Source organism: Nostoc sp. (genome assembly GCF_036917815.1).
Classification (GTDB): Bacteria; Cyanobacteriota; Cyanobacteriia; order Cyanobacteriales; family Nostocaceae; genus Nostoc.
The window spans coordinates 129,626-152,186 of sequence record NZ_JBALEK010000008.1 but is presented as its reverse complement, the minus strand read 5'-3'; the positions used below and the strand labels follow the sequence as shown (position 1 = coordinate 152,186).

18 protein-coding genes are annotated in these 22,561 nt (G+C 44.5%); 14 read left to right on the top strand and 4 right to left on the bottom strand.

Going from position 1 to position 22,561, the window contains the following annotated elements; genetic code table 11:
* Positions 1–271 precede the first annotated feature (271 nt).
* Entirely contained in the window at positions 272–2,116 is a 1,845-nt protein-coding gene (locus V7K97_RS02360; RefSeq protein ID WP_334799096.1) for a tetratricopeptide repeat protein, read from the top strand.
* Between the two features lie 65 nt (positions 2,117–2,181).
* On the opposite strand, the gene V7K97_RS02355 is transcribed toward V7K97_RS02360, so the two are convergent.
* Positions 2,182–3,981 carry an iron uptake porin gene (locus tag V7K97_RS02355; protein ID WP_334799095.1) on the bottom strand — a complete coding sequence of 600 codons (1,800 nt, stop codon included), beginning with the start codon at positions 3,979–3,981 and terminating at the stop codon, positions 2,182–2,184.
* A gap of 1,587 nt (positions 3,982–5,568) precedes the next feature.
* Here V7K97_RS02355 and V7K97_RS02350 point away from each other — a divergent pair.
* From V7K97_RS02350 to V7K97_RS02335, 4 genes are all read left to right on the top strand, one after another.
* A complete protein-coding gene (locus V7K97_RS02350) occupies positions 5,569–6,348 on the top strand; it encodes a class II aldolase/adducin family protein (RefSeq protein WP_334799094.1) in 780 nt (259 codons plus the stop codon).
* A gap of 191 nt (positions 6,349–6,539) precedes the next feature.
* On the top strand, positions 6,540–7,640 hold the full coding sequence (locus V7K97_RS02345; protein ID WP_334799093.1) for an LLM class flavin-dependent oxidoreductase: 1,101 nt from the start codon (positions 6,540–6,542) through the stop codon (positions 7,638–7,640).
* A gap of 321 nt (positions 7,641–7,961) precedes the next feature.
* A complete protein-coding gene (locus V7K97_RS02340; RefSeq protein ID WP_334799092.1) occupies positions 7,962–8,435 on the top strand; it encodes a TspO/MBR family protein in 474 nt (157 codons plus the stop codon).
* 90 nt (positions 8,436–8,525) lie between these two features.
* Positions 8,526–8,999, top strand: coding sequence for a TspO/MBR family protein (locus V7K97_RS02335; protein WP_334799091.1), 474 nt, complete (start codon positions 8,526–8,528; stop codon positions 8,997–8,999).
* Between the two features lie 36 nt (positions 9,000–9,035).
* Here the strand turns inward: V7K97_RS02335 and V7K97_RS02330 are convergent, their stop codons facing one another.
* Positions 9,036–9,743: a M15 family metallopeptidase gene (locus V7K97_RS02330; RefSeq protein WP_334799090.1), complete on the bottom strand. Its 708-nt coding sequence runs from the start codon at positions 9,741–9,743 to the stop codon at positions 9,036–9,038.
* Between the two features lie 112 nt (positions 9,744–9,855).
* Between V7K97_RS02330 and V7K97_RS02325 the strand changes: the two genes are divergently transcribed.
* From V7K97_RS02325 to V7K97_RS02305, 5 genes are all read left to right on the top strand, one after another.
* Positions 9,856–11,334 carry an aminotransferase class I/II-fold pyridoxal phosphate-dependent enzyme gene (locus V7K97_RS02325; protein ID WP_334799089.1) on the top strand — a complete coding sequence of 493 codons (1,479 nt, stop codon included), beginning with the start codon at positions 9,856–9,858 and terminating at the stop codon, positions 11,332–11,334.
* Positions 11,335–11,750: 416 nt separating this feature from the next.
* Complete coding sequence (locus V7K97_RS02320; protein ID WP_334799088.1) at positions 11,751–12,074, top strand: hypothetical protein; 324 nt, start codon at positions 11,751–11,753, stop codon at positions 12,072–12,074.
* A 135-nt stretch (positions 12,075–12,209) separates the two neighbouring features.
* Positions 12,210–13,229 (top strand): ABC transporter ATP-binding protein, encoded by a 1,020-nt coding sequence (locus V7K97_RS02315; RefSeq protein WP_334799087.1) that lies wholly within the window; start codon positions 12,210–12,212, stop codon positions 13,227–13,229.
* A gap of 136 nt (positions 13,230–13,365) precedes the next feature.
* Positions 13,366–14,253 (top strand): ABC transporter permease, encoded by an 888-nt coding sequence (locus V7K97_RS02310; RefSeq protein WP_334799086.1) that lies wholly within the window; start codon positions 13,366–13,368, stop codon positions 14,251–14,253.
* Between the two features lie 33 nt (positions 14,254–14,286).
* Positions 14,287–14,670: a hypothetical protein gene (locus tag V7K97_RS02305; protein ID WP_334799085.1), complete on the top strand. Its 384-nt coding sequence runs from the start codon at positions 14,287–14,289 to the stop codon at positions 14,668–14,670.
* Positions 14,671–15,174: 504 nt separating this feature from the next.
* Here the strand turns inward: V7K97_RS02305 and V7K97_RS02300 are convergent.
* Complete coding sequence (locus tag V7K97_RS02300) at positions 15,175–15,597, bottom strand: peroxiredoxin (protein WP_334799084.1); 423 nt, start codon at positions 15,595–15,597, stop codon at positions 15,175–15,177.
* Between the two features lie 195 nt (positions 15,598–15,792).
* Here V7K97_RS02300 and V7K97_RS02295 point away from each other — a divergent pair, with 195 nt between their 5' ends.
* From V7K97_RS02295 to V7K97_RS02280, 4 genes are all read left to right on the top strand, one after another.
* Positions 15,793–16,197: an Npun_F0494 family protein gene (locus V7K97_RS02295; RefSeq protein ID WP_334799083.1), complete on the top strand. Its 405-nt coding sequence runs from the start codon at positions 15,793–15,795 to the stop codon at positions 16,195–16,197.
* A 420-nt stretch (positions 16,198–16,617) separates the two neighbouring features.
* A complete protein-coding gene (gene cobQ, locus V7K97_RS02290) occupies positions 16,618–18,102 on the top strand; it encodes a cobyric acid synthase CobQ (RefSeq protein WP_334799082.1) in 1,485 nt (494 codons plus the stop codon).
* A gap of 88 nt (positions 18,103–18,190) precedes the next feature.
* Positions 18,191–18,427: a 2Fe-2S iron-sulfur cluster-binding protein gene (locus V7K97_RS02285; protein WP_334799081.1), complete on the top strand. Its 237-nt coding sequence runs from the start codon at positions 18,191–18,193 to the stop codon at positions 18,425–18,427.
* Between the two features lie 804 nt (positions 18,428–19,231).
* Positions 19,232–22,291 carry a response regulator gene (locus tag V7K97_RS02280; protein ID WP_334799080.1) on the top strand — a complete coding sequence of 1,020 codons (3,060 nt, stop codon included), beginning with the start codon at positions 19,232–19,234 and terminating at the stop codon, positions 22,289–22,291.
* Here the strand turns inward: V7K97_RS02280 and V7K97_RS02275 are convergent.
* Positions 22,288–22,518, bottom strand: a complete 231-nt coding sequence (locus V7K97_RS02275) for a hypothetical protein (RefSeq protein WP_334799079.1) — start codon at positions 22,516–22,518, stop codon at positions 22,288–22,290. The genes V7K97_RS02280 and V7K97_RS02275 overlap by 4 nt on opposite strands.
* Positions 22,519–22,561: the final 43 nt, after the last annotated feature.

The following is a 22,561-nucleotide window of genomic DNA, read 5'->3' as shown; positions in this document are numbered from 1 at the left end:
TTGTTTTTAGAAGATTATTCGTGACACGTTCAATGGATTACAGCATTGGTATACGGCATTTTTCCATTCTGGATTTGTCATTGCTATTCAATTTCTATTTAAACTTTGCGATCGCACTTCCTCTTTCTCTACCAGGTTGACTGACAGCAGTAATTAGCGAGAATTTATGGCGTTAGTCTCCACAACGGTTCTGGATAACGTATATTTAATATCACCAGATGTCTAAGAAGACTAGAATTAGAATTGACGTGATATTCTCCTAGTAGCCAAAGTGCCAGACTCTCTGCCATTAAGCGATCGCTATCTTGCCTTAATCGATGAAATTGTCGAAACCACCCTCAAGGGCAAAATTAGCTCTGTAGAACAGGTGTATCAACTGCTGCTTAAAGGAATCACTTCCGGTACAGGGGAAGTCTTTGAGCTAGCTTTGAGCGATCGCCTAAATGCCCTCCAAAGCCAAGTAGATAGCGAAAAAGACGAACTCAAGAAAGCCAAGGCTACTCGGAGTTTGAGAGCCATTAAAACCATTCAAAGTCAATGGCAACGCTGGCAAGAACAAAATAAAGCCACAGAAGCGATCGCCTCCGCCGTTACAGAAATTACCACAGCCACTGCTAACGAGCGTCTGGCGGCATTTATCCGGGTTACTGACCCCAATCAGAAGTATCCGCTAAATTCACAACAGCTACAGCAGTTGTCAAAAGCATTACAGCAATTTGCTCAACTAGATTCTGATTTACAAGAATTTTCTGAAGGTATTACCCGTGGTTTAGCTTCTTGGCAGCGATTGCAAGACAACTTGCTCAGTTGGATGTACGAGCAAAAAGAATCTTTGGGATTTGGCGGTGTACCAGGAGAACGTGGCCCTTGGGCAAGTTGGGCTAAACAACTCAATAGTGAGTTACCCAAAGGACTGCTTCGCACCTTGGCGAGGGAAGAATCGGCAATTGAGTTTGCCCAACAGCAACGGGGCATCACCCTCAGAGATTGGGTGGAAATGGCATTGATTTTACAGTTCTTGCAACGGGGACTAATTAATTGGTTTGACCAACAAGCTTACGATGTTAAAGCCGGACCAAAGTTGTCTATTTCCACGTTCTTGACCTTTGCAGTAATTTGGAGTCAGTTAGCAATTGGTTTTAGCGGCATCGTCACAGTATACAGCGATGCCTGTTCTCAAATTATGCTCCAGATTTTGCGAACCTTTGCCCAGCGTCCCTATTTTCCCTTTTACGGTGGGATTTTTGCCTCTTTCACTGGTACTTATTTGCGAGATGCCCTAGATTATCTGGATGAACCACTGCGACGAGGAGAGGGAACCCAAGAAAAGGCGCGAATTCTAACACTTTTAGGCTATTCTCAGCGTGCTTTGGGACAATACCAGCGCTCACTTGATTTTCATCAGCAGGCACTAGAGATAGCCAGAAATGCAGGCGATCGCACCTGTGAAATTGCCAATCTCAACCACCTTAGCCGCACCTACGTACAACAGCAAAATTATGCTGAAGCAATCAACTACAGTCAACGAGCATTAATGCTGAGTCGGCAAGCAGGCGATAGAACAGGAGAAGCAAACGCGCTAGTAAATTTAGGTTACAGCGAAGTCATGCAGGCTCAGGAACTAGAAAACCTAGAACCCGAAACTTATGAAGCTGCAATTAATTATTTGGAACAAGGTTTAAAATTATCAGAAAAATTAGGCGATATCCAAAGTAAAGCCTTATGTGTCAGTAGCTTAGGAATTGCCTATCTAGTAATTGGACAACACCAAACTGCAATTAAATATCTCGAAGATGGTTTTAAAACAGCACAAGTTTCCGGTGATTTGTATTTGCAAGGGCGTAACTTAGCTTATTTGGCAGAAGCTTATTATCATCTGCAAAATTCCGAAAAAACTGTTTACACCGGCTCCTTGGGAATGTATCTTTTGGAGCAAATTGCTTCTCGTGAGTGGCGGCAACCAGCAGGGTTACTGACAATTTTACAAGGACAAATAGGGGTAGAAAATTTCCAAAAGTTCTTACAGCAACACCGCCCGAAAATCATTGCAGTTATCGGTGTAGATGGGTATGATCACATTCCACGATTGTTAGAAGAATATCAGCGAGATAGGTAAGAAAGTAATTTGATTCAGATTTGGCTGCTCCCAAGTATCGTAGCTTTCCTGTTCTTTTTTTCAGGTTAAAATCTGAAGGTAGTGCGGAGCCAAACAACTACACTATCGGGATTGTCAGCATTAAAGTCAGGTGCAGTAATCCAGATTACACCAGGCGTGATTGCAATATTATCATTGACTTGATATTGATAAAAGCCCTCAATGTGTAAGGAAGTATCTTTGTCTGCTACACCATTCCCTGCTCCTAAATTCACATTCGGACTGAGACTAGTCAACTTTGGCTCCATACCCACAAAAATACCTCCCAAACTACCTTTTTGGAATAAATCGGGAAATGATAGTCCGGCACCCCAGTCCCAGACTTCTGCATCACCCTGCCCCAAGTAACGGTGCGCGGAATAACCGACCCATCCATTTACTGCCACAGATGGATTAATTCGATAAAATGCTTCTGCACCATAAAGATTCGCTAAAGTTCCGGCTCCAGCCACGGTGCTGTTTGCTAAGTTACTGCCGATGACTGGGCCAAAGTTTGTGCCACTCAGACCTGTAGTATTTGCTGGACTATAAGTATTGGCGTAAGTTAAAGCCAGCCGGAAATTTTTCTTGGGGCTGCTGTATAGTAATTGTCCCAGAGCTACATACCTACCATCAAATAAGCCATTATTCTCTGTCGGATTGTTACCATTAATCGAGGTATACTCCAACCCTAATTCCAGTTGTTTACCAAAGTTATGGAGAATGGCGATTCCGGCTCCGGTATCTCCATAGTCATAGACCATATTTCGCCGCGAATATCGTGAGATCCCATTAGCTGCTGACCCTTCAAAATACGGGTTGATGGTTCCACTCAAGCCTAGTTCAAAGGCTCCATCAGACTGAGCAAAAACGTTAATTGCAGTATTACCACCAAGTAAATAACGATAGCGGACACCACTTACTATAAGTTGATTGCTAGGGAATAGTGGACTGGCGTAATCAGAAGTTTTGCCATCATTAGTTCCAAGTATTCCACTTCTTGTTGCTCCCGAAGGGGTAGTATTGTTTGCCGCTAAGGTTACTCGCAGTTGATCTGTACCGTTAAAACTGGTGTTTAACTTTAAAATAACCGAGTCGCTGAAAGTGAAGTTGTGAGGTGCAGGTTGTTTGGTGACGACGTTATTCCCTGCCACAATTCCTGCAACCACACCCGCAACTTGACCAACGAGTTTGGTTGTAGTGGAAAACTGCTGTGCTTGAACAGCTGCTGTTCGTGTTTCCAACGAATCCACCCTCCCCCGCAGTTGGGCTAGTTCTGGCGCAAATTGATTTTGGAGTTTTTGCAATGTTTCTAAATCTTCTTTTCTGAGTAGATCGCTAGTTCCCGCACTCACGAGTTCATTGATTCGAGCTAGAGCTGCATTTAATCCGGCTGCAAACTCGTAACGAGTCATTGCCCGATTCCCCTGAAAGGTTTGGTTGGGATAGCCTGCAATCACACCATACCGTTCTACTAAAGATTGCAAGGCTTGAAACGCCCAATCGGTAGGCTTGATATCTGATAACTGCGAAACAGAAGTTACCTGCTCCATAGCTGGATTCCTGACTGTGCGATCGCTAGTCTTACCAGTAGGTAATCCTTTCGGTAGTGGTGAGAGTAATTGTGAAACAGGTGTAACTTGCTCGATTACAGAATTGTTGCGATCTGTGAAAAATACAGGCAACTGCCCAGAGGCAGGAACAACGGTGTTGTTACTCACAGGAGATGCAGTAAATGCAGGTATATTAGCCTGACTTTTTGCCGGATTTATAACTAAGAGAATTGAGATATCTAGCAAAAAAAGCAAGAGAAATGTAAATCTAGAATCCCAGCGAACAATCGACATGACTCCTCAACCTTCAAAGCGAAACAACTGACTGAAATATTTCTGACAATACTTCTACTCAAATCTGACAATTCAGGTCATCTGCTAAAATCTCAGATGAGATAAGATTACTATCAAGGATTTAACTGGGTAGAGAGGTGAAATCTCAGGTTCTCAAACCAGCAATACATTGATGGAATATGAAGTCCAGAAAATCGCCTAAATTCTGATTTCTGATTTTTTAACTCATTCGAGAATACTTGAAACATCTTGCTTATGATCTGACTTTTCACGGTATCTGGAAAACCTCTCTCCTACAAGGAGAGAGACTTTGAATTTTCCCCCTTCCCGTAGTCGGGAAGCTTGCTCGGGGGTTAGGTCTTTCATAGGCTTTTCCATATAACGTGAAAAGTCAGGCTTATGATGCTGCTTCATCAGATACCTTATTCAAGCCTTTTTTCTAGAGAAAAATAATATCAAGTAGATGCTATGTGAACAAAGATTTCTAAAACATCTTCTGACATCCTGTTTTACTGGTGATGGCACACGAAGTTTATCATTGACTGCTTCAACGACTAAAACTTGATTTGTATCCTAGTTATTTCTGGGCAAATTGATATGGCTAGATATCATATTTGAATTCAAATAACTAGAAATACTATTAATATTTATTTAAGTACTATAAGCCCATCGACTTACAGTACTTTGTGCAAACTTATCTTTGCATAGAGATTTGTAAAATGCAAGTCTCGCTACTCTACTGGAGTTTGGACTAAAAGCGATATAGCGGTTTTCGGCCCTTGTGAGGTACAACAACCCCACCCCCAACCCCCTCCCCGCTCTTCGAGAGGGGGCTTAAGATGTACCTCATCTGATTAGGAAGCGCTATATGAGGGCATGCAAGTCAAATGGAATTACGGATTAAAAATACTCCCAAGTCAGTATCAAAGTATCCGCCACCTTTGACAATTGTGTAGTACGTCTATATTTGGAATATATTACAATTTGCTCACTTTCTCAATTGAGTCCGATGCTGGAAAAAAGCTGTCTACGTCTAAGTGCCAACGAGTCATATCAGAATGCCGAAGCCGTATTTTCCAGTAGAACTCCATATTGATGTTGCTTATTTAAATGAACTGTGATAGATTAATCATCACTTAAACAACTGTAAATTGATTGACTTACCGTAGTTATTAACAGTATCACTACTCTAGTTAATAAATTTGTTGTAGCTAAGTAGTTAAAAATCTGATATCAGGTAATTAGTATAGCGGTTGGCATTCAGATGCGGTACAACATTACATCACGAGGTGTAGGGAACAGTGGCGTGCCCCTACGGGTGTATCTCACGTAAACGAGAACCGCCATAACGTATTCACGGCTATCAGGCAAAAGCTATTTGTAGGGTTGTCCACTGGACATGATTGAACAATACATATTTATTTGCATAAAACTGCGTAGGCGCAGCCCGTCGTAGACATCACGACCGAGCCATAACCATGAATCCTTTGTTGTCTCGCTACTTTAATATCGACAAACCTTGACGTTTTCAGCAGCAGTGAGGCAGCACTTTACGTCTACCCAATCCATACGTAGGAGTTGAAAATTATGGTGCAAACTTCTCTCGTCCGCCCCAGCAATCCCTTTCAACCACCGACCTTCATTTCCATTGAATCAGAGCGTCGCCATCGCCAAGAACGTTTGGCAGCAGCCTTTCGGGTATTTGCGCGTTTGGGTTTTGCTCAAGGATTGGCAGGACACATCACTGCCCGCGATCCCGAACTTACCGATCACTTTTGGGTAAATCCCTTTGGGATACATTTCAGTCGCATTCGCGTATCAGACCTGATATTGGTAAATAGTGAAGGTCAAGTAGTCCAAGGTGAAGGTCAAGTTAGTCAAGCAGCGTTTGCCATTCACTCTCAAATCCACGAAGCCCGCCCTGATGTCATAGCAGCAGCTCATGCCCATTCCTTCTACGGCAAAACTTGGTCATCTTTGGGTCGGTTGCTCGATCCGATTACCCAAGATTCTTGTGCTTTCTACCAAGATCATGCTCTATTTGATGATTTTACAGGCATTGTCTTAGAGACAAGCGAAGGAAAACGCATTGCTCAAGCACTAGGCGATCGCAAAGCTGCGATTTTACGCAACCACGGTATATTGACTGTGGGACACAGTGTGGATGAAGCCGCTTGGTGGTACATCAGATTAGAGGATACTGCAAAGGCGCAATTGCTGGCAGAAGCCGTAGGAAAACCCATCCTGATTGACCACGACATCGCCTTAAAGATCCAACAACGCGGTGGTACTCACCAAGCAGGCTGGGGTGGATTCCAGTATTTGTGGGATGAAATTACCCACGAGCAACCAGATTTGTTTGATTGATTGGGGCACTTGTACTGAGCGTACCCCTTCGGGGATCTTGCTACGCGTAGCGTCGCGCAGCCTAAGAAGAGAAGTATTGGGCATGGGGCAGAAGAGAGGGAAAAAACTTACTATAACTTCTCCTCTGCTCCCCTGTTCCTCATCCCCCAACTCCCCACTCCGTACTCCCAACATTTTTAGGAGAATTAATTATGCCAGTTGAATTTATTGGATTGATTCGGACAAAACCGAGTTCGGAATTAAATAGCGCATCAGGCAGTCTGGGCGATGACATCATTGATCCAGCTTATGTTCGTGAATTTGCCAAAGCCCATGAAGAAGGAGGCTTTGACAAAGTGTTGATTGGCTATAGTTCTAGTAGCCCTGATGGTTTGACTATTGCTAGTTTCGCAGCTTCAGCAACCGAACGATTGGGCTTTTTAATTGCTCATCGTCCGGGGTTTGTGGCACCAACTCTGGCAGCTCGCAAGGCAGCTACCCTTGACCATTTTACCAACGGTCGGATCGCAATACATATCATTACTGGTGGTAGCGATGCTGATCAGCAGAAAGATGGCGACTGGCTAGATCATGACAGCCGCTACCGTCGCACTGATGAATATTTAGAAATTGTTCGTCGCGTCTGGACAAGCGACACTCCCTTTGATTACGAAGGTGAGTTTTACCACATCAAGGATGCTTTCTCTGCGATCAAGCCCCTGCAAAAGCCGCATATTCCCCTTTACTTTGGTGGTGCATCTGGGCCAGCCGTACAGGTAGGAGCCAAACACAGTAATGTTTACGCTTTGTGGGGTGAGCCAATTGCCGCAGTTAAAGAACGGATCGCAGAGGTACGTGCTGCCCTACCACCCGATCGTTCCATTCGCTTCAGTGTCTCCCTGCGACCGATTCTTGGTGCTACAGAACAACAGGCTTGGGAGAAGGCACATAGCATTTTAGGGCGAATTCAAGAGTTGCGAGGAGGGGCGAAAGTAGCTACCCCAGCTAGACCCCAAGCGATAGGGTCACAACGTCTGCTGGATTTTGCTGCTAAAAATGAGGTTTACGATAAGCGTCTATGGACACCGATCGCAGCAGCTACTGGTGCGGCAGGCAACACCACAGCTCTAGTGGGTACACCAGAACAAGTGGCAGAATCCTTAGTTGATTACTACGATGCAGGTGTGACGACCTTGTTGATTCGGGGCTTTGATCCCCTAGAGGATGCGATCGCTTATGGGCGTGATGTCATTCCTTTAGTACGTGCAGAAGTCGCACGACGAGAACGGCAAACAGTTGGAGTCGGGAGTTAATAAGCTGAAAAACATCTAAATTGAATAATAAAATTATGCGATCGGACAAAGTTTTACAGGTTGTCTTTTGACGCAACTATTCTTTTAAGAGTATTAAAGACTTATCCCAATACCCAATACCCAATGCCCCATTCCCAATACTTCTCTACGAGAGGCTGCGCCAACGACTGCGCTCAGTACAAGTCCCCAATGCCCATAATTTAAAATCCTGCCAAACGATGTGAAGGTTTCAAACTCAGGGATGATGAGTAATTAGCAACAAAATTACATCATAAAGAGTGATATTAAGCGATAGATAGCGATCGCAAAGGACTAACGGGCATGATTAAATCTTGGATGGTGATTGGGGGGGTGGCTTTTTTAGTTGCTTTAGGAGCTAACTTGATTACGCCTAGCGATCGCCAATGGTTCAAGCGCTTACAACGACCGAGATGGCTAACATTTGAGGGCGCAATTCCAATTATCTGGACTGTAATATTTATTTGCGGTGCTTGGTCAGCTTATATTGTCTGGGAAAAGGAGCCAGGAAGCACCTCAACCTGGTTAATCATGGGTTTATACTTGCTTTTAGAAATTGTCACCATAGCTTATACGCCCGTAATGTTTAGGCTTCGTAGTCTGAAGGTGGGCACAATTCTCGGTGGTACAGGTTTTATAATTAGTGCTTTATTGATACTTGCAGTCTTAAGTTTTTCTGGTTGGGCAGCATTGTTACTAGTTCCTTATGTACTTTGGAGTCCCATTGGTACTTATACCACTTGGCAGATGATCAATCTCAATCCTCAAGATGTCTAAGATTCGCACCAGCGAATGATTCAAGCTATGTCTTAAATTGTCAAACTTGCAGTGTATGACTTGACAAAACACACAAAACTTGAGTGCATTATGATTCCATCTTGGATAATAATTGGGGCTGTAACTTTCTTCATCGCCCTTGGTAGTTTCTTAATTACGCCGCGTGATGTTAAATGGTTCGCACATTTAAGTCGCCCTCGCTGGCTAGTTTTTGAACCGTTGATTCCGTTCATCTGGACTGTGATTTTTATTGGCGGTGCGGCTTCAGCTATTATTGTCTGGCAAAAAAATCCTGGAAGCCTGATTACTTGGCTAATAATGGCATTGTACATTCTGGTGGAAATTATCACCGTCGCCTACATACCTCTAATGCTGAGGTTTCGCAGTCTCAAAACTGGGGAAATTCTTGGAATAATGGGTTTGATTTTAGCCGTTGTCCTGGTAATCTGCGTTTTACCAATTTCTCTAATGGCGGCGCTGTTACTCCTTCCCTATCTAGTTTGGACTCCCATTGGGACTTACACTACCGATGAGTTAAGAGAATTAAATCCTCAAGATGCTTGAAGAACAGGTAAGGGAGCAGGGAGCAGGGGGGACAATCTATGCAAGACGGCCATAACGTGCTGTGAATATATTCGCTGGATTGGATTGATTATTCAACCAAGCCCACATTTGATCGCCAACCGAAAAATGCCACCATTCTCTAGGATTGCGTTGAAAGCCGGCTTTTAACATGACATCTCGCAATAGCTGACGGTGAGCATGATATTTTTGTGGTTGTTGGCGATCGCTATTGGCATAATAATCGGGATGCGATCGCTCTGACATTTCATCAATGGGCGAACCCATATTAACTATTTCTCCAGCATCATCTACCAGCGTCACATCTACTGCTGCACCTGTACTGTGAGGAGGGGGAGTTTTTTCATCCAAACTCGGTACAGCCCAAATTTCATAAACTGCTTCCCAAACCTCTTGGCGAAGATTCGGTGATAACTCCACATCAATCAGTCCTCTGTCTCTGACTGCTTGGGCGAAGCTGTAATCTACCATAAACTGCTGAACTGCGATCGGGCGATAAGCGTCAAAGATTTGAATGTGCCAGTTAGGATGCAGAATATTAAGATAATTTTGGGCTTGGAGCAAACTTTCAATCACGCTTTGACGGAGATAATAAGGAGAGCGATCGCCATAAGGCGCACCTAATTTTTCATAAGGATGGGGAGATTCCACCGCAAACAATTCTAAAGGAATCTTTGTTAGCGATTCACCACACTCGAAAATTGGGATTTGATGATAAGGCCTCATCTAGTCAGCCACACAAAAAATTACGGATCTTAACGAAAGCATAGCATTCTGTGTAACTAGTCTCTTCTTCCTCTGTGCCCTCCGCGCCTCTGCGGTTTGTTTCTTTAATTAAATGCTCAATCAAAACCAAACACCTCTATTAAACGCCTTAAAAGCCAATGCAGCAAGACCTCATGCACCTTTTTACACCCCAGGACATAAACAAGGTGAGGGAATTTCTCAACCCTTGGCTGATTTATTTGGTAAAGCTGTGTTTCGTGCTGATTTAACCGAATTAGCAGATTTAGATAATCTCTTTGCACCCCAAGGTGTTATTCAAGAAGCACAACAACTAGCGGCTGAGGCCTTTGGCGCTTCGCAAACATGGTTCCTTGTCAATGGTTCTACTTGTGGAATTGAAGCGGCAATTCTTGCTACCTGTGGCACAGGTGATAAAATTATTCTGCCTCGGAATGTGCATTCTTCGGCGATCGCAGGTTTAATTCTCTCTGGTGCCATCCCAATTTTTCTCAATCCTGAATATGACGCAGTTTTAGATATTGCCCATAGCATCACACCCAATGCTGTAGAATCTGCACTCCAACAACATCCCGATGCTAAAGCAGTGTTGGTAGTTTATCCTACATATTACGGTGTTTGTGGAGATTTGAGTGCGATCGCCAACATTACCCATCAATATAATATCCCTCTACTTGTAGATGAAGCCCACGGCGCACACTTTGCCTTTCATCCACAATTACCCACTCCAGCTTTAGCCGCAGGTGCCGATTTAACTGTACAATCTATCCACAAAGTACTCGGTGCGATGACACAAGCATCGATGCTGCACATCCAAGGTAAAAGGATAGATGGCGATCGCATTAGTAAAGCTTTGCAACTTGTACAATCTACCAGTCCTAGTTATTTACTTTTAGCTTCTTTAGATGCAGCCCGTCAGCAAATGGCACTCCACGGAAAAATGCTGATGTCTCGCACTTTGCAACTTGCTAATGAAGCTAGAACCAGAATCAGTCAAATTCCTAGATTATCTGTCTTAAGTCCCCCTTCACAAGGGGGGTTGGGGGGATCTCCCAGCTTTGAGGCTTTAGACGAAACACGTCTAACTGTCACTGTTTCTGGTTTAGGCTTAACCGGATTTGAGGCAGAGGAAATTCTCGATGAAAAATTAGGTGTTACTGCTGAATTCGCCTCACTGCAACATCTCACCTTTATTATTAGTTTGGGCAATACCCCAGCTGATATTCAGCAATTAGTGCAAGGTTTTACCACCCTTGCCCAAGAATATCGTCAAACCAACTTGACTTTAAAGAGCCAAACTTGGGAGAATATCGTCAGTACAGTGAGTCATCCTTTACATTTTTCTCCCCGTGAAGCTTTTTTTGCGGCCAGTGAAATACTACCTTTAGTAAAGACGAGCGATCGCATTTGTGCCGAAATCATCTGTCCCTATCCCCCAGGAATTCCCGTGTTAATGCCGGGAGAAGTCATCACCAAACCCGTCCTTGACTATCTGCAACAAATCCAAGCAATGGGGGGATTTATCAGTGGTTGCAATGACACTAGCCTCAAAACTTTAAAAGTTGCAAAATAACTTCCTAACTCCTGAATTCTTGTTGATAAAAATTTAATTAATGCGTCAACAGTAAATATGCGGCTGAAGGGAAAATTTAAGTAAAAAGACACAGTAATTCCACAGCTATGAAACTTCAATAAAAATAGCCAGCAGACTAATGCCATCTTTGATTTATACCCAGAGGATAATGTTGATGATTAATAAATTAAAAGATGAAATCAAAAATCTATTATGTTTGGGGAGTAGCAGCTCCGATTCTAGTACATCACGGCGGAAATAGACCTACCATCCTAAATGGGTAAAAAGCTTGCGGTATAAGTATTCTTTCTTTTTACTTTTTACTTTTTACTTTTGCCTTGTTGTACTAGTCACTCTGGCGCTGGGTTTTTCAGCAAGAGCGAATGCAGTTGAGTTAGGCGCTGCCTCTATTTGTTTTGGGAGATATTTCTCAAAAATATACAGATATTGAAGGAAAACTTGCTGCTGGCGGTAATGTGAATTTCGTCGGTGGACTCGGAAGCACTCTTTCTGGCAATAGCGGCAACGTCGTGGTAACTTCTTTGACAGGAAATGGTGAGTCTCACAACTATCTGTTTAATGGGGATCTGCCAAATGTCTCAAGTAAGTATTACACTCCGCCTAAGCATACCACCCATACTCAGGTTTCAGAACCTACAAATCTTCCAGGTTTAGGATTAGTTGCTGTAGTGTTTGGTTTGTTTCGCTACAAACGCAATCAAGCAACTTGTTTAGAATAATTAAAAATTTTTGGCAGCCTAGCGCATGACGCGAACTTGTTTAGAGATTTTCGCTCATGCGCTATTTCCTTGCTCTCTACCTTCTACAATAAGGATAGACTTTATTGAGATTTGTATAGTTGGGGATCAGCTGTCATGGCTCCCGCCGTTTTCATTCAAAATTTGCAAAAGCGCTACGGCACAGTGGTTGCCGTCCAAGATGTTTCCTTTCAGGTAGAATCAGGAGAAATCTTTGGTTTACTAGGCCCCAACGGTGCTGGGAAAACTACTACCTTGCGTGCCTTGTGTACGCTGACCACACCGGATGCTGGCAAAATCGAAGTATCTGGCATCTCTGTGTTAGATAATCCGAGAGTGGCAAGACAACGACTAGGCTATGTAGCGCAGGAAGTCGCCATAGATAAGGTGTTGACTGGAAGAGAATTACTGCAATTGCAAGCAGCACTTTATCACCTCCCACGCGCGATCGCCAAACAGCGCATTGAGACAGTATTAGATTTACTCGGTTTGCAAGAATACGCCAATAAAAAGACAGGAACCTATTCTGGCGGTTTACGCAAGCGCCTAGACTTGGCTGCTGGGTTGCTCCATTCACCCGATGTTTTGGTGTTAGATGAGCCAACTGTGGGACTTGACATCGAAACCCGTTTTGTGGTGTGGGAATTCCTGCGAAAATTACGCGCCTCTGGGACGACGGTAGTAATTACCAGCCATTATTTAGAAGAAATTGACGCTCTAGCCGATCGCGTGGCAATTATAGATCGGGGCGTAGTGATTGCCAGTGGGACACCTTCACAATTGAAAGATCAAGTCGGGGGCGATCGCATCACCTTGCGAATCCGCGAATTTTCCCCCATCGAGGAAGCAGAAATTGCCAAAAACCTCTTGCAATCTTTACCATTTGTGCAAGAAGCAATCATCAACAGCGCTCAAGGTAATTCTCTCAACTTGGTAGTGACACCACAGAATGATGTTCTTATCAACATACAACAAGCGCTGAATACTGCGGGCTTGCCCATATTTGGCATTGCCCAATCTCGCCCCAGCCTCGATGACGTTTACCTCGCCGCAACCGGACGCACACTGATGGATGCAGAACTGGCAGCAGTTGCCACCCGCGATCCCAAGGCTGAGAAGAAGCAGAATATGAGATAGGGAGTAGGGAGTGGGGAGTAGGGAATAGTAACAGGTAATCAGCAGTGCCCAATTCCCCACTCCCAATTCCCCACTCCCAATTCCCCAATCCCCACTCCCCACTCCCCACTCCCCACTCCCCACTCCCCAATTAATTATGAGCGTTACTCCTAAATCTGATATCAATTGGCAGCCGTTAGCATCGCCACAAGTTGACGCTAATGCCGCGCCTAACTTTTTCGGTGAATTGGTACAAGAGACGTTGGCTTTAACTCGTCGCTTGTTTATTCAGTTGCAACGCCGTCCCTCATCTTTGGTTGCCGGAATTATTCAGCCAGTAATGTGGTTGATACTATTTGGTGCTTTGTTCCAAAATGCTCCCAAAGGGATGTTTGGCAACACAACAAATTATGGGCAGTTTTTGGCTGCCGGCATAATTGTGTTTACAGCCTTTGCAGGGGCGCTGAATGCGGGTTTGCCGGTCATGTTTGACCGCGAATTCGGCTTTTTGAATCGTTTACTCGTAGCGCCCTTAGCATCACGATTTTCCATTGTCTTTGCTTCGGCAATCTTCATCATCAGCCAAAGTTTGTTGCAAGCAGCCGTGATTGTAGCGGCGGCGGCATTCTTGGGGGCTGGACTACCAGATGTAGTAGGTTTAAGTGCGATCGCTCTCATTGTCTTACTCTTAGCTTTGGGTGTAACAGCCATCTCCCTCGGTTTAGCTTTTGCTCTACCCGGACACATTGAATTGATTGCAGTGATTTTTGTCACTAACCTGCCATTACTTTTTGCTAGTACTGCTTTGGCACCTTTATCCTTCATGCCTCAGTGGTTGCAGGTGATCGCTACCCTCAATCCTCTCAGCTATGCCATTGAACCAATTCGCTATCTCTATCTCCATAGTAATTGGGGACTAGGTAGTGTAGTCATGCAGGCTCCTTGGGGTGATGTTACCTTTGGGGGAGCGTTGCTAGTGTTGTTTAGCTTTGCCCTTGTCACCTTACTGAGCATTCAACCCCAACTGCGGCGGACTCTTGCTTAAGATAAAATAGATCAAATTAAGGGTCAAAATCCCATGAAAAAACCATTTTTACAAATTACTAGACTCTTTGTGGCTACCTTGACAGGAATTAGCTTTGCTTCCTTCCTGATGGTTCAACCTAGTTCTGCTCAAGTCAGCAGCCCAGAGGATGCTTTTCCCAGTACTAGTTCAACAGACCAAAATACCGATCCTTTCTCCCGTTCAAACTCAGATAATTTCAATATGCTTGACCTGATTCATCGGGCGAATTTCGGGACTCTCAACTGGAATTCTGACCAACAGAACGAAGAACTAAACTCAGCCGCCGCCGCCTTTAAAGCAAGGCAACAAAGACTAATTAAAGGTCAACAACAGCAAGCAACTCCGAGTTTGCCATCGGTTACTTTACCAGTGGTTACACCACCATCAGGTAATTGAATTCAAACAAAGAACCCCACCCCGCCTTTGATTTACGTCAAAGATTCCCCTCCCCTCAGGCGTGCTACGGTGTACACACAAGTATTGGAGAGTTGCCCCAGAGGGTTTTAATCCCCCCAACCCCCCTTAAAAAGCAGGGCTGATTCATTCCCTAAAAGACCTTAATTTACAAGCGTATCAGTCAAAAAAATCAGGTTTTTAAACACTCTAATTGGGTCAAAAACCAGGCGATCGCACTTAAATTTACCGATTGAAACAGTAATTTTTCGATTACCAACTCACTAAATTTTCTGGTTGATACTCTTGACAAAATTCTGATCTGAACGAATGAAACAGCCCTGCCTTAAAAAGGGGGGGGAAGTCATTCAAAGTCCCCCTTTTTAAGGGGGATTTAGGGGGATCTTCACGATTTTGGTTTTGTACAGAGATGTGTGTACACCGTAGCCTCAGGCGGGGAGGGGTTGGGTGTTAGGCGACTTTTGCCTGCTTGTCTAGGGTAAAAAACTACAGCCCAAGTGCAGCTAAAATATCGCTAGCATGGGTGGTGGTATTTACATTAGCGTCAACATGGGTAATTTTCCCGGTGGGGTCAATTACGTAGGTGATGCGCTTGTCCACATCGAAAGCTTTGATCAGGGATTTGTCGGTGTCAGCCAGTAGGGGAAAATTCAAATTATATTTTTGGGTGAATGCCTGATGGGAGACTTCATCATCTGCACTGACTCCCAAAACTACAACATCTTTGTTTTGATATTCAGCTTGGGCATCCCGAAAACTACAGGCTTGTTTCGTGCAGCCCGGTGTATCATCCTTGGGGTAAAAATACAAAACCACTGTCTTCCCGGCAAAATCAGATAACGAGACTGTGTTGCCGTTTGTATCTTTGGCGGTAAATGCAGGTGCATCCGTACCAACTGCTAGAGGCATAATTAACCTTTCCTGTTTCAGATTGTTGATGCACTTGAAATTTTACATTAATTTATAATGAATAAATATAATTACTAAAAAATAGCATAACTGTACTTTGAGGTAACTAATTTTGGTTAAATGAGGTATCTGGTACAAGTAAAAATATATTCTTGAATTAATCTTTCTTAAAATAAAAATCTCTACCTATACACAATGGCTGCTGTTGATTCCCAAAACCCAAATATTTTTGTCTATCCTCAAAGCACAGTAGAAAGAGCCGAGCGATCGCTAGTGTGTTCACCTTTTAATGTATCTTTATTTGAAGTGATGGGACACCAGAGCGTGTCATTAACTGCGATCGCCCTGGAAAATGGACTTAAGCAGGGCTATACTAAGCGCCCTTTATCAGAATTAGCCTGTGATAACGCCTTGGGCTGGCTGATTCAAGTAGGTGTATTGCGGCGAGAAGTCGATGGTCAGGGAATTACAGATAGTTTTCGCCTCACTCCCTTGGGTCGCCAGTTAGTGGAACAATACCAGGGAAAAACTTGGCGAACTCCTTCATGGCGCGATCGTTTCTATGATGCCGTGACTCGTTGGTTGCGGATACCCTTTTAGAATAAACAACCCAAGAGTTAGGATTAGTGAATCAAAGGGAACAATATATACGGAAACATCACATCTATTCATGAAGTCTTTACCATAATTATCTAATTGAAGTTTGTGATGGTAATGGCGGGCATTGGGCATTGGGCACTTGTACTGAGCGCAGTCGAAGTATGGGGCATTGGGTATGGGACATGGGACATCGTGTATTATAGCGGTTCTCAATTGCATGAAATACAGACTTAACCCCCAGCCCCAACCCTTGTAGCGTTGGGGAGTAAGACTCAAAGCCTCTCTCCTTTTAGGAGAGAGGTTAAAGTGTATTTTCCATTCGAGAAGCGCTATAGTCCATCTCCCCCATCTCCCCCTGCTCACCTATTATTCGCTCCTAAAAATTCACCCTGTATCTTGAAAAACTAAGTGATAGCAACTATGAAATCAATTATGGTGGTGGGGACAACATCCCATGCAGGGAAATCACTTTTAACTACAGCTATTTGTCGCATTTTGTCGCGGCGTGGCTGGCGAGTGGCTCCCTTTAAAGGTCAAAATATGGCTTTAAATGCTTATGTCACTGCCAGTGGTGGAGAAATTGGCTATGCCCAAGCAGTGCAAGCTTGGGCGGCGGGAGTCGTACCTTGGGTAGAAATGAACCCAATTTTACTCAAACCCCAAGGAGATATGACTTCCCAAGTAATTATCAAAGGTAGGTCTGTAGGCAAAGTGAGTGCCTCAGATTACTACGAGCAATATTTTGAACTGGGGTGGCGGACAATTGAAGAATCACTACAGCATTTAGGAACAGAATTTGACTTGGTGGTTTGTGAAGGTGCCGGTAGTCCAGCAGAGATTAACCTCAAGCACCGCGACTTAACTAATATGCGGGTGGCAAAATATTTGAATGCGCCAACGATGTTAGTAGTTGATATTGACCGAGGTGGTGCTTTTGCCCATGTTGTTGGCACCTTAGAGTTATTAGAACCCGATGAACGCGCCTTAATTAAGGGTGTAGTAATTAATAAATTTCGAGGACAGCGATCGCTCCTCGATCCGGGGATAAAATGGTTAGAAGAACGCACGGGTATCCCCGTTGTCGGTGTTATACCCTATTTAGAAGAAGTGTTTCCAGCAGAAGATTCCCTTGACCTGCTAGAACGTCAATCGTCCTCGAATAAAGCCCAAGCTGACCTCAATATTGCCGTCATCCGTTTACCCAGAATTGCCAACTTCACCGACTTTGACCCACTGGAATCAGAAAGCACAGTTTCAGTTAAATACTTAAGCCCTAAGCAAGATTTAGGACATCCTGATGCCGTAATTATCCCAGGTACAAAGACCACAATTGCGGATTTATTACTGCTGCAAAAAAGCGGTATGGCAGAAGCTATCCAACACTATGCTGCATCTGGCGGAACGGTTTTAGGTATCTGCGGCGGCTATCAAATGCTCGGTCAAATCATTGCCGATCCAGAAGGTATAGAGGGACAAGCTGGCAGATTTCAAGGGTTAAATCTTTTACCAATCAGAACTGTCATTACAGGACAAAAAATCGCCCGCCAGCGCCAAGTTAGCTCAAATTATCCACAACAAGGCTTGCCAGTCACAGGCTTTGAAATCCACCAAGGGCGATCGCGCATCGAACAGCAAGGTATAGATCCTCAATCCTACCATGCCCTATTTGACGATATTAATTTAGGGTTAGTGGATAGTTGTCAATCAGTGTGGGGAAGTTACCTGCACGGGCTTTTTGACAATGGCCCTTGGCGACGGGCTTGGTTAAATCGCCTCCGTCAACAGCGCGGTTTAAAATCTTTGCCCACTGGTGTTGCTAACTACCGAGAACAGCGAGAGCAGATTTTGGATTCCTTAGCTACTGAAGTAGAAAGCCATTTAGACTTAACTCTGTTTTTGTCTTAAGCTAAAGTGCGTTGAAATGTCATTAGTCATTAGTAAATAACCAATGACTACTGACAAATAATAAAACTAAATAAAACACATAATATTGATGATTGTTCGTGTCCGCTTTTTACCAGATGATGTCACAGTAGATGCCGAAGTGGGAGAAGCCATATTAGATGTAGCAGACCGGGCTGGGGTATTTATTCCCACCGGTTGTCTGATGGGGTCTTGTCACGCTTGCACCGTCGAATTAGAGGATGGAGAGATCATTCGCGCTTGTATCACCGCAGTACCACCACGCCAGGAATTGACGATTAATTTGTTTAGCGACCCAACTTGGTAATGTCGCTCCTGTTATTGACAAGGACTGATATAGGAATCATATTTGATTTCTGAAAAAATCTCGGTAGTCTTGTAATGGACTGTCATGGCTAAAATGATTGCAAAAAAATTGTCGGTTGGGGAGCCACTGCGTTGCGCGGGTTTCCCGCGTTGTAGCAAGTGGCGTTGGAGGCTTTGCCAAAGCCAACATCCTGATATATGTTGGGTTGCGCTCTGCTCCACCCAACCTACGTCTAATGCACTATTTTAGCCTAGAGGGTCCACTACGTGCATTTCAAAAAAAGGTCAAAAACTGGTATTTACCCATGATGAACGGGGTGAAATTTTCCGGGTGTCTGTCAACCCAGGGGAAACGCATGTTAAATTGATATTAACCTGACAGTTATAAATTTTTTGTCGAAAATTAAGGAAAAAGCGCTACTAATTGATTGTGATCTAATTGAGGCATAGCCATCAGTATTTCCACAGGAACGCTTTATCTTAACGTGAGTTCGATGAACCTCTCCGAAACGGAAAGGGAGGAGCCAATTATATCATCTCCGCATAAATAGTTATGATTCCCACAGACATTGCACCCCTCCCCCAACCCCTAAGAGCTTGCGGGGAGGTGAGACAAAGCGTAGCTTTGGCGGGGTGGGGTTCTTCGGGTTTAATAAGTAATCAAGCGGACATGATATTATTCAGCTTTTTGCTCCCCTCTCCGTGTCGGAGAGGGGCTGGGGGAGAGGTCAAATAAGACTTGTCGAACTCACGTTATCTTAAGCTATTCACAACTTTTTGATTTACAAAACCGCTCATCTTAGCTATGCAGTCACCAAATCCGATCTCGCTCTCCTCACTTACCCCTATACTGACGGCTTTAGAAGTGTGCAGTGATGAATCAGTGTATGCTCCCGGTTATATTCAGCCATACGGAATGTTGCTGATGCTGCAAGAGCCACAGCTAAGAATCTTGCAGATTAGTGAAAATGTGGAACAGTTTTTTGGGATTTCGGCAGAAGCATTGCTGGGTCAACCTTTACAACGTTTGTTTTCCCGCGCTCAAGTGCAGCGACTTACTGGCTATCTCGCTCAAGAGAACCTGGAGTTTTGCAATCCGTTTGAGCTAAAAACGCGGCGAGTTGCTGAGACTGATTGGCAACGGGAAAGTCAGACATTCACAGGTGTGATGTACCGGATAGTAGATGGGTTGATCCTGGAACTAGAACCTGTGCGATCGCTCAAAAGCATTGATTCAATCCAATCATATCACCGCCTGCAAGCCGTGATCGCCAATTTCCGTAATGCCACTAACCTGAAGAATTTGGCTCAAACCCTTGCCAGAGAAGTCAAAGAAATGACTGGGTTTGATCGGGTTATGATCTACCGCTTTCTGGCAGACGACAGTGGGGTGGTGATTGCGGAGGAGAAACAGAAGCATCTAGAAAGCTACTTGGGACTGCACTATTTGGCCATAGACATTGCCGCGCCAGCCCGCAAGTTGTTTTGCCGCAACTGGATGCGATTCATTCCCGATATCAATTACACCCCTGTCTCGCTGATTCCCACGAACCATCCTCCGACGGATACACCCCTTGATCTGAGTAATTCTGTGTTACGAGGCGTGTATCCGTGTCATATTGAATACTTGCAAAATATGGGGGTTACTGGGTCGATGACGATTTCGTTGATCAACGACAAGGGACTTTGGGGATTAATTGCTTGTCACCACTACAGCCCGAAATTAGTGGATTATGAAACTCGCAAAGCCTGTGAATTTTTAGGACAGTTTGCCTCCATCGAAGTGGTGCATCAGCAAGAACGAGAATCGGATGTTTACCGAACGCAGGTGAAAGGGATTCAGGATGAACTGCAACAGACGTTATTGCAAGAGTCCAATTTTATTGAGCAAGTGTTGATCCGAAATACTTCTCACTTGCTGGATCTAGTTCATGCTCAAGGAGCCGCGATTTTGCTTGACGGTCATCTGACATTAGTTGGTCAAACGCCATCGGCTACCCAGGTACAGGATCTGGTGACGTGGTTGGTGCAACACAAGGGGGAACGAGTGTTTGCTACCGATTCCCTCTCACGTTTATATCCAGAAGCGAAGGCATTCAAAGATCAAGCTAGCGGCATCCTGGCAATTTCAATTTTATTCAACCATGTCAAAGAAAAGTCTTACCACATTATCTGGTTTCGACCGGAGCAAATCCAGACGGTGAATTGGGCAGGCAACCCCCAAGATAGGGTGACAATCAACGAAATTGGAGAGATGCAATTGTCTCCCCGAAAGTCCTTTGCAATGTGGAAGGAAACGGTGCGGGAAACTTCCTTGCCTTGGGAGGTTGCGGAAGTGGAAGCCGCTACTGAGATGCGAAATACGCTGATGTTGGCAGTGCTGGAGTTTTCCCAGATCGCCCTAGAAGAAGCGGCAGAACAAGCCGCGATCGCCAACCGTGCCAAAAGCCAGTTTCTCGCTAAAATGAGCCACGAACTGCGAACTCCCCTCAATGCCATTTTGGGATTTACTCAGTTGATGAACCGTAGCAACAAAATTCCATCGGAGTTTCAAGAGGATTTAAGCATCATCAGCCGCAGTGGAGAACACTTGCTAACCTTGATCAACGATGTGTTGGAAATGTCCAAAATTGAAGCGGGTCAGTTACAGCTAACAGAAAACTCTTTCGATTTGCATCAGCTAATCCACTCAATCACAGATATGGTTGCCCTGCAAGCTTTAGAGAAAAAAATTGATCTGAGAACAGAACAGCATACCAGCGTTCCTCGCTATGTATATGGTGACGAATCAAAACTGCGCCAAATTATCCTCAACCTATTAAGTAATGCGATCAAATTTACCACAACAGGCAGTGTCACCCTGCGATTACAAGCTTTGAACGGGAGAGTTGATTCAATTTCTACCGATGATTCCCAACCAATCATCACCCTTCATCTGGAAGTTGAAGACACTGGATGTGGTATCGCTCAGTCCGATATCGAGGCTGTGTTTAAAGCCTTCACGCAAACAGAACAAGGTCGCCAGGCTAAAGGTACAGGCTTAGGCTTATCGATTAGCCGTCAGTTTGCCCGTTTAATGGGTGGTGATATTACAGCCCAAAGTATTCTGAATCAGCAGTCAACCTTCATTTGTGAGGTTTTACTGAGTCTCGTCAGCTCAATGGATATCATCGCCCCGGAAACGACTCGCGGTGTTATCGCTCTGGAACCGGGACAGCCCACTTATCGGATTCTGGTGGTGGAAGACGTTAAAGAAAATCGTCTGTTGCTCGTCAGACTATTGGAATTAGTTGGGTTCGAGGTCTGTGCGGTCGAGAACGGAAAGGAAGCGATCGCTCTCTGGTCAGAATGGCATCCGCACCTGATTTTAATGGACATTCAAATGCCCGTGATGGATGGCCACGAAACTACCCGGCAAATTCGAGGGAGCGAGGGAGGTAAAGACGTGGTGATTATTGCGCTGACAGCCTATGCCTTTGAGGAAGACTACACCACCAGCATTCAAGCAGGCTGCAACGACCACATCACCAAACCATTTCTAGAAGCAATCCTATTTGAGCGGATTGCACACTATTTGGGAGTCCGCTACTGCTACCGCGAAGAAGCTTTACCGGGGTTAGACCAGCAAACTTTACTTCAGAAACCCCTAACCGCCAAAGATTTACAGATAATGTCGCCAGAGTGGATGATTCAGGTGCATCAAGCAGCTCTGGATCTCAACGATGGCGAACTCTACAATCTCATCACTCAAATCCCTAATCAGGAGCAATTTCTCGCCAATGCTCTGAAATATCTGGTGAAGAACTTCGATTTGGAAGCGATCGCCACTCTTACCTCACATCTTGCACCTAGCCCTGGCGATTAGAAATCGCGGCTATACAAACGTTCGCGTAGCGTCTCGCAGAGAAGTCCACCTGCGTGGACTAAGGCCAAATCAAGGTTTCTTAACCCACCTCCGTGGGTTAAGCCTGTGTAGATGCGGTTTCTAACCGCCCTTTTAACGTTATAGCGGTTCTCGTTTACGTGAGGTACACCCGTAGGGGCACGGCAGTGCCGTGCCCCTACACCTTGTGATGTAATGTTGTACCGCATCTGAATGGAAACCGCTATAAGTTGACTAGCACGTTAATTTAGA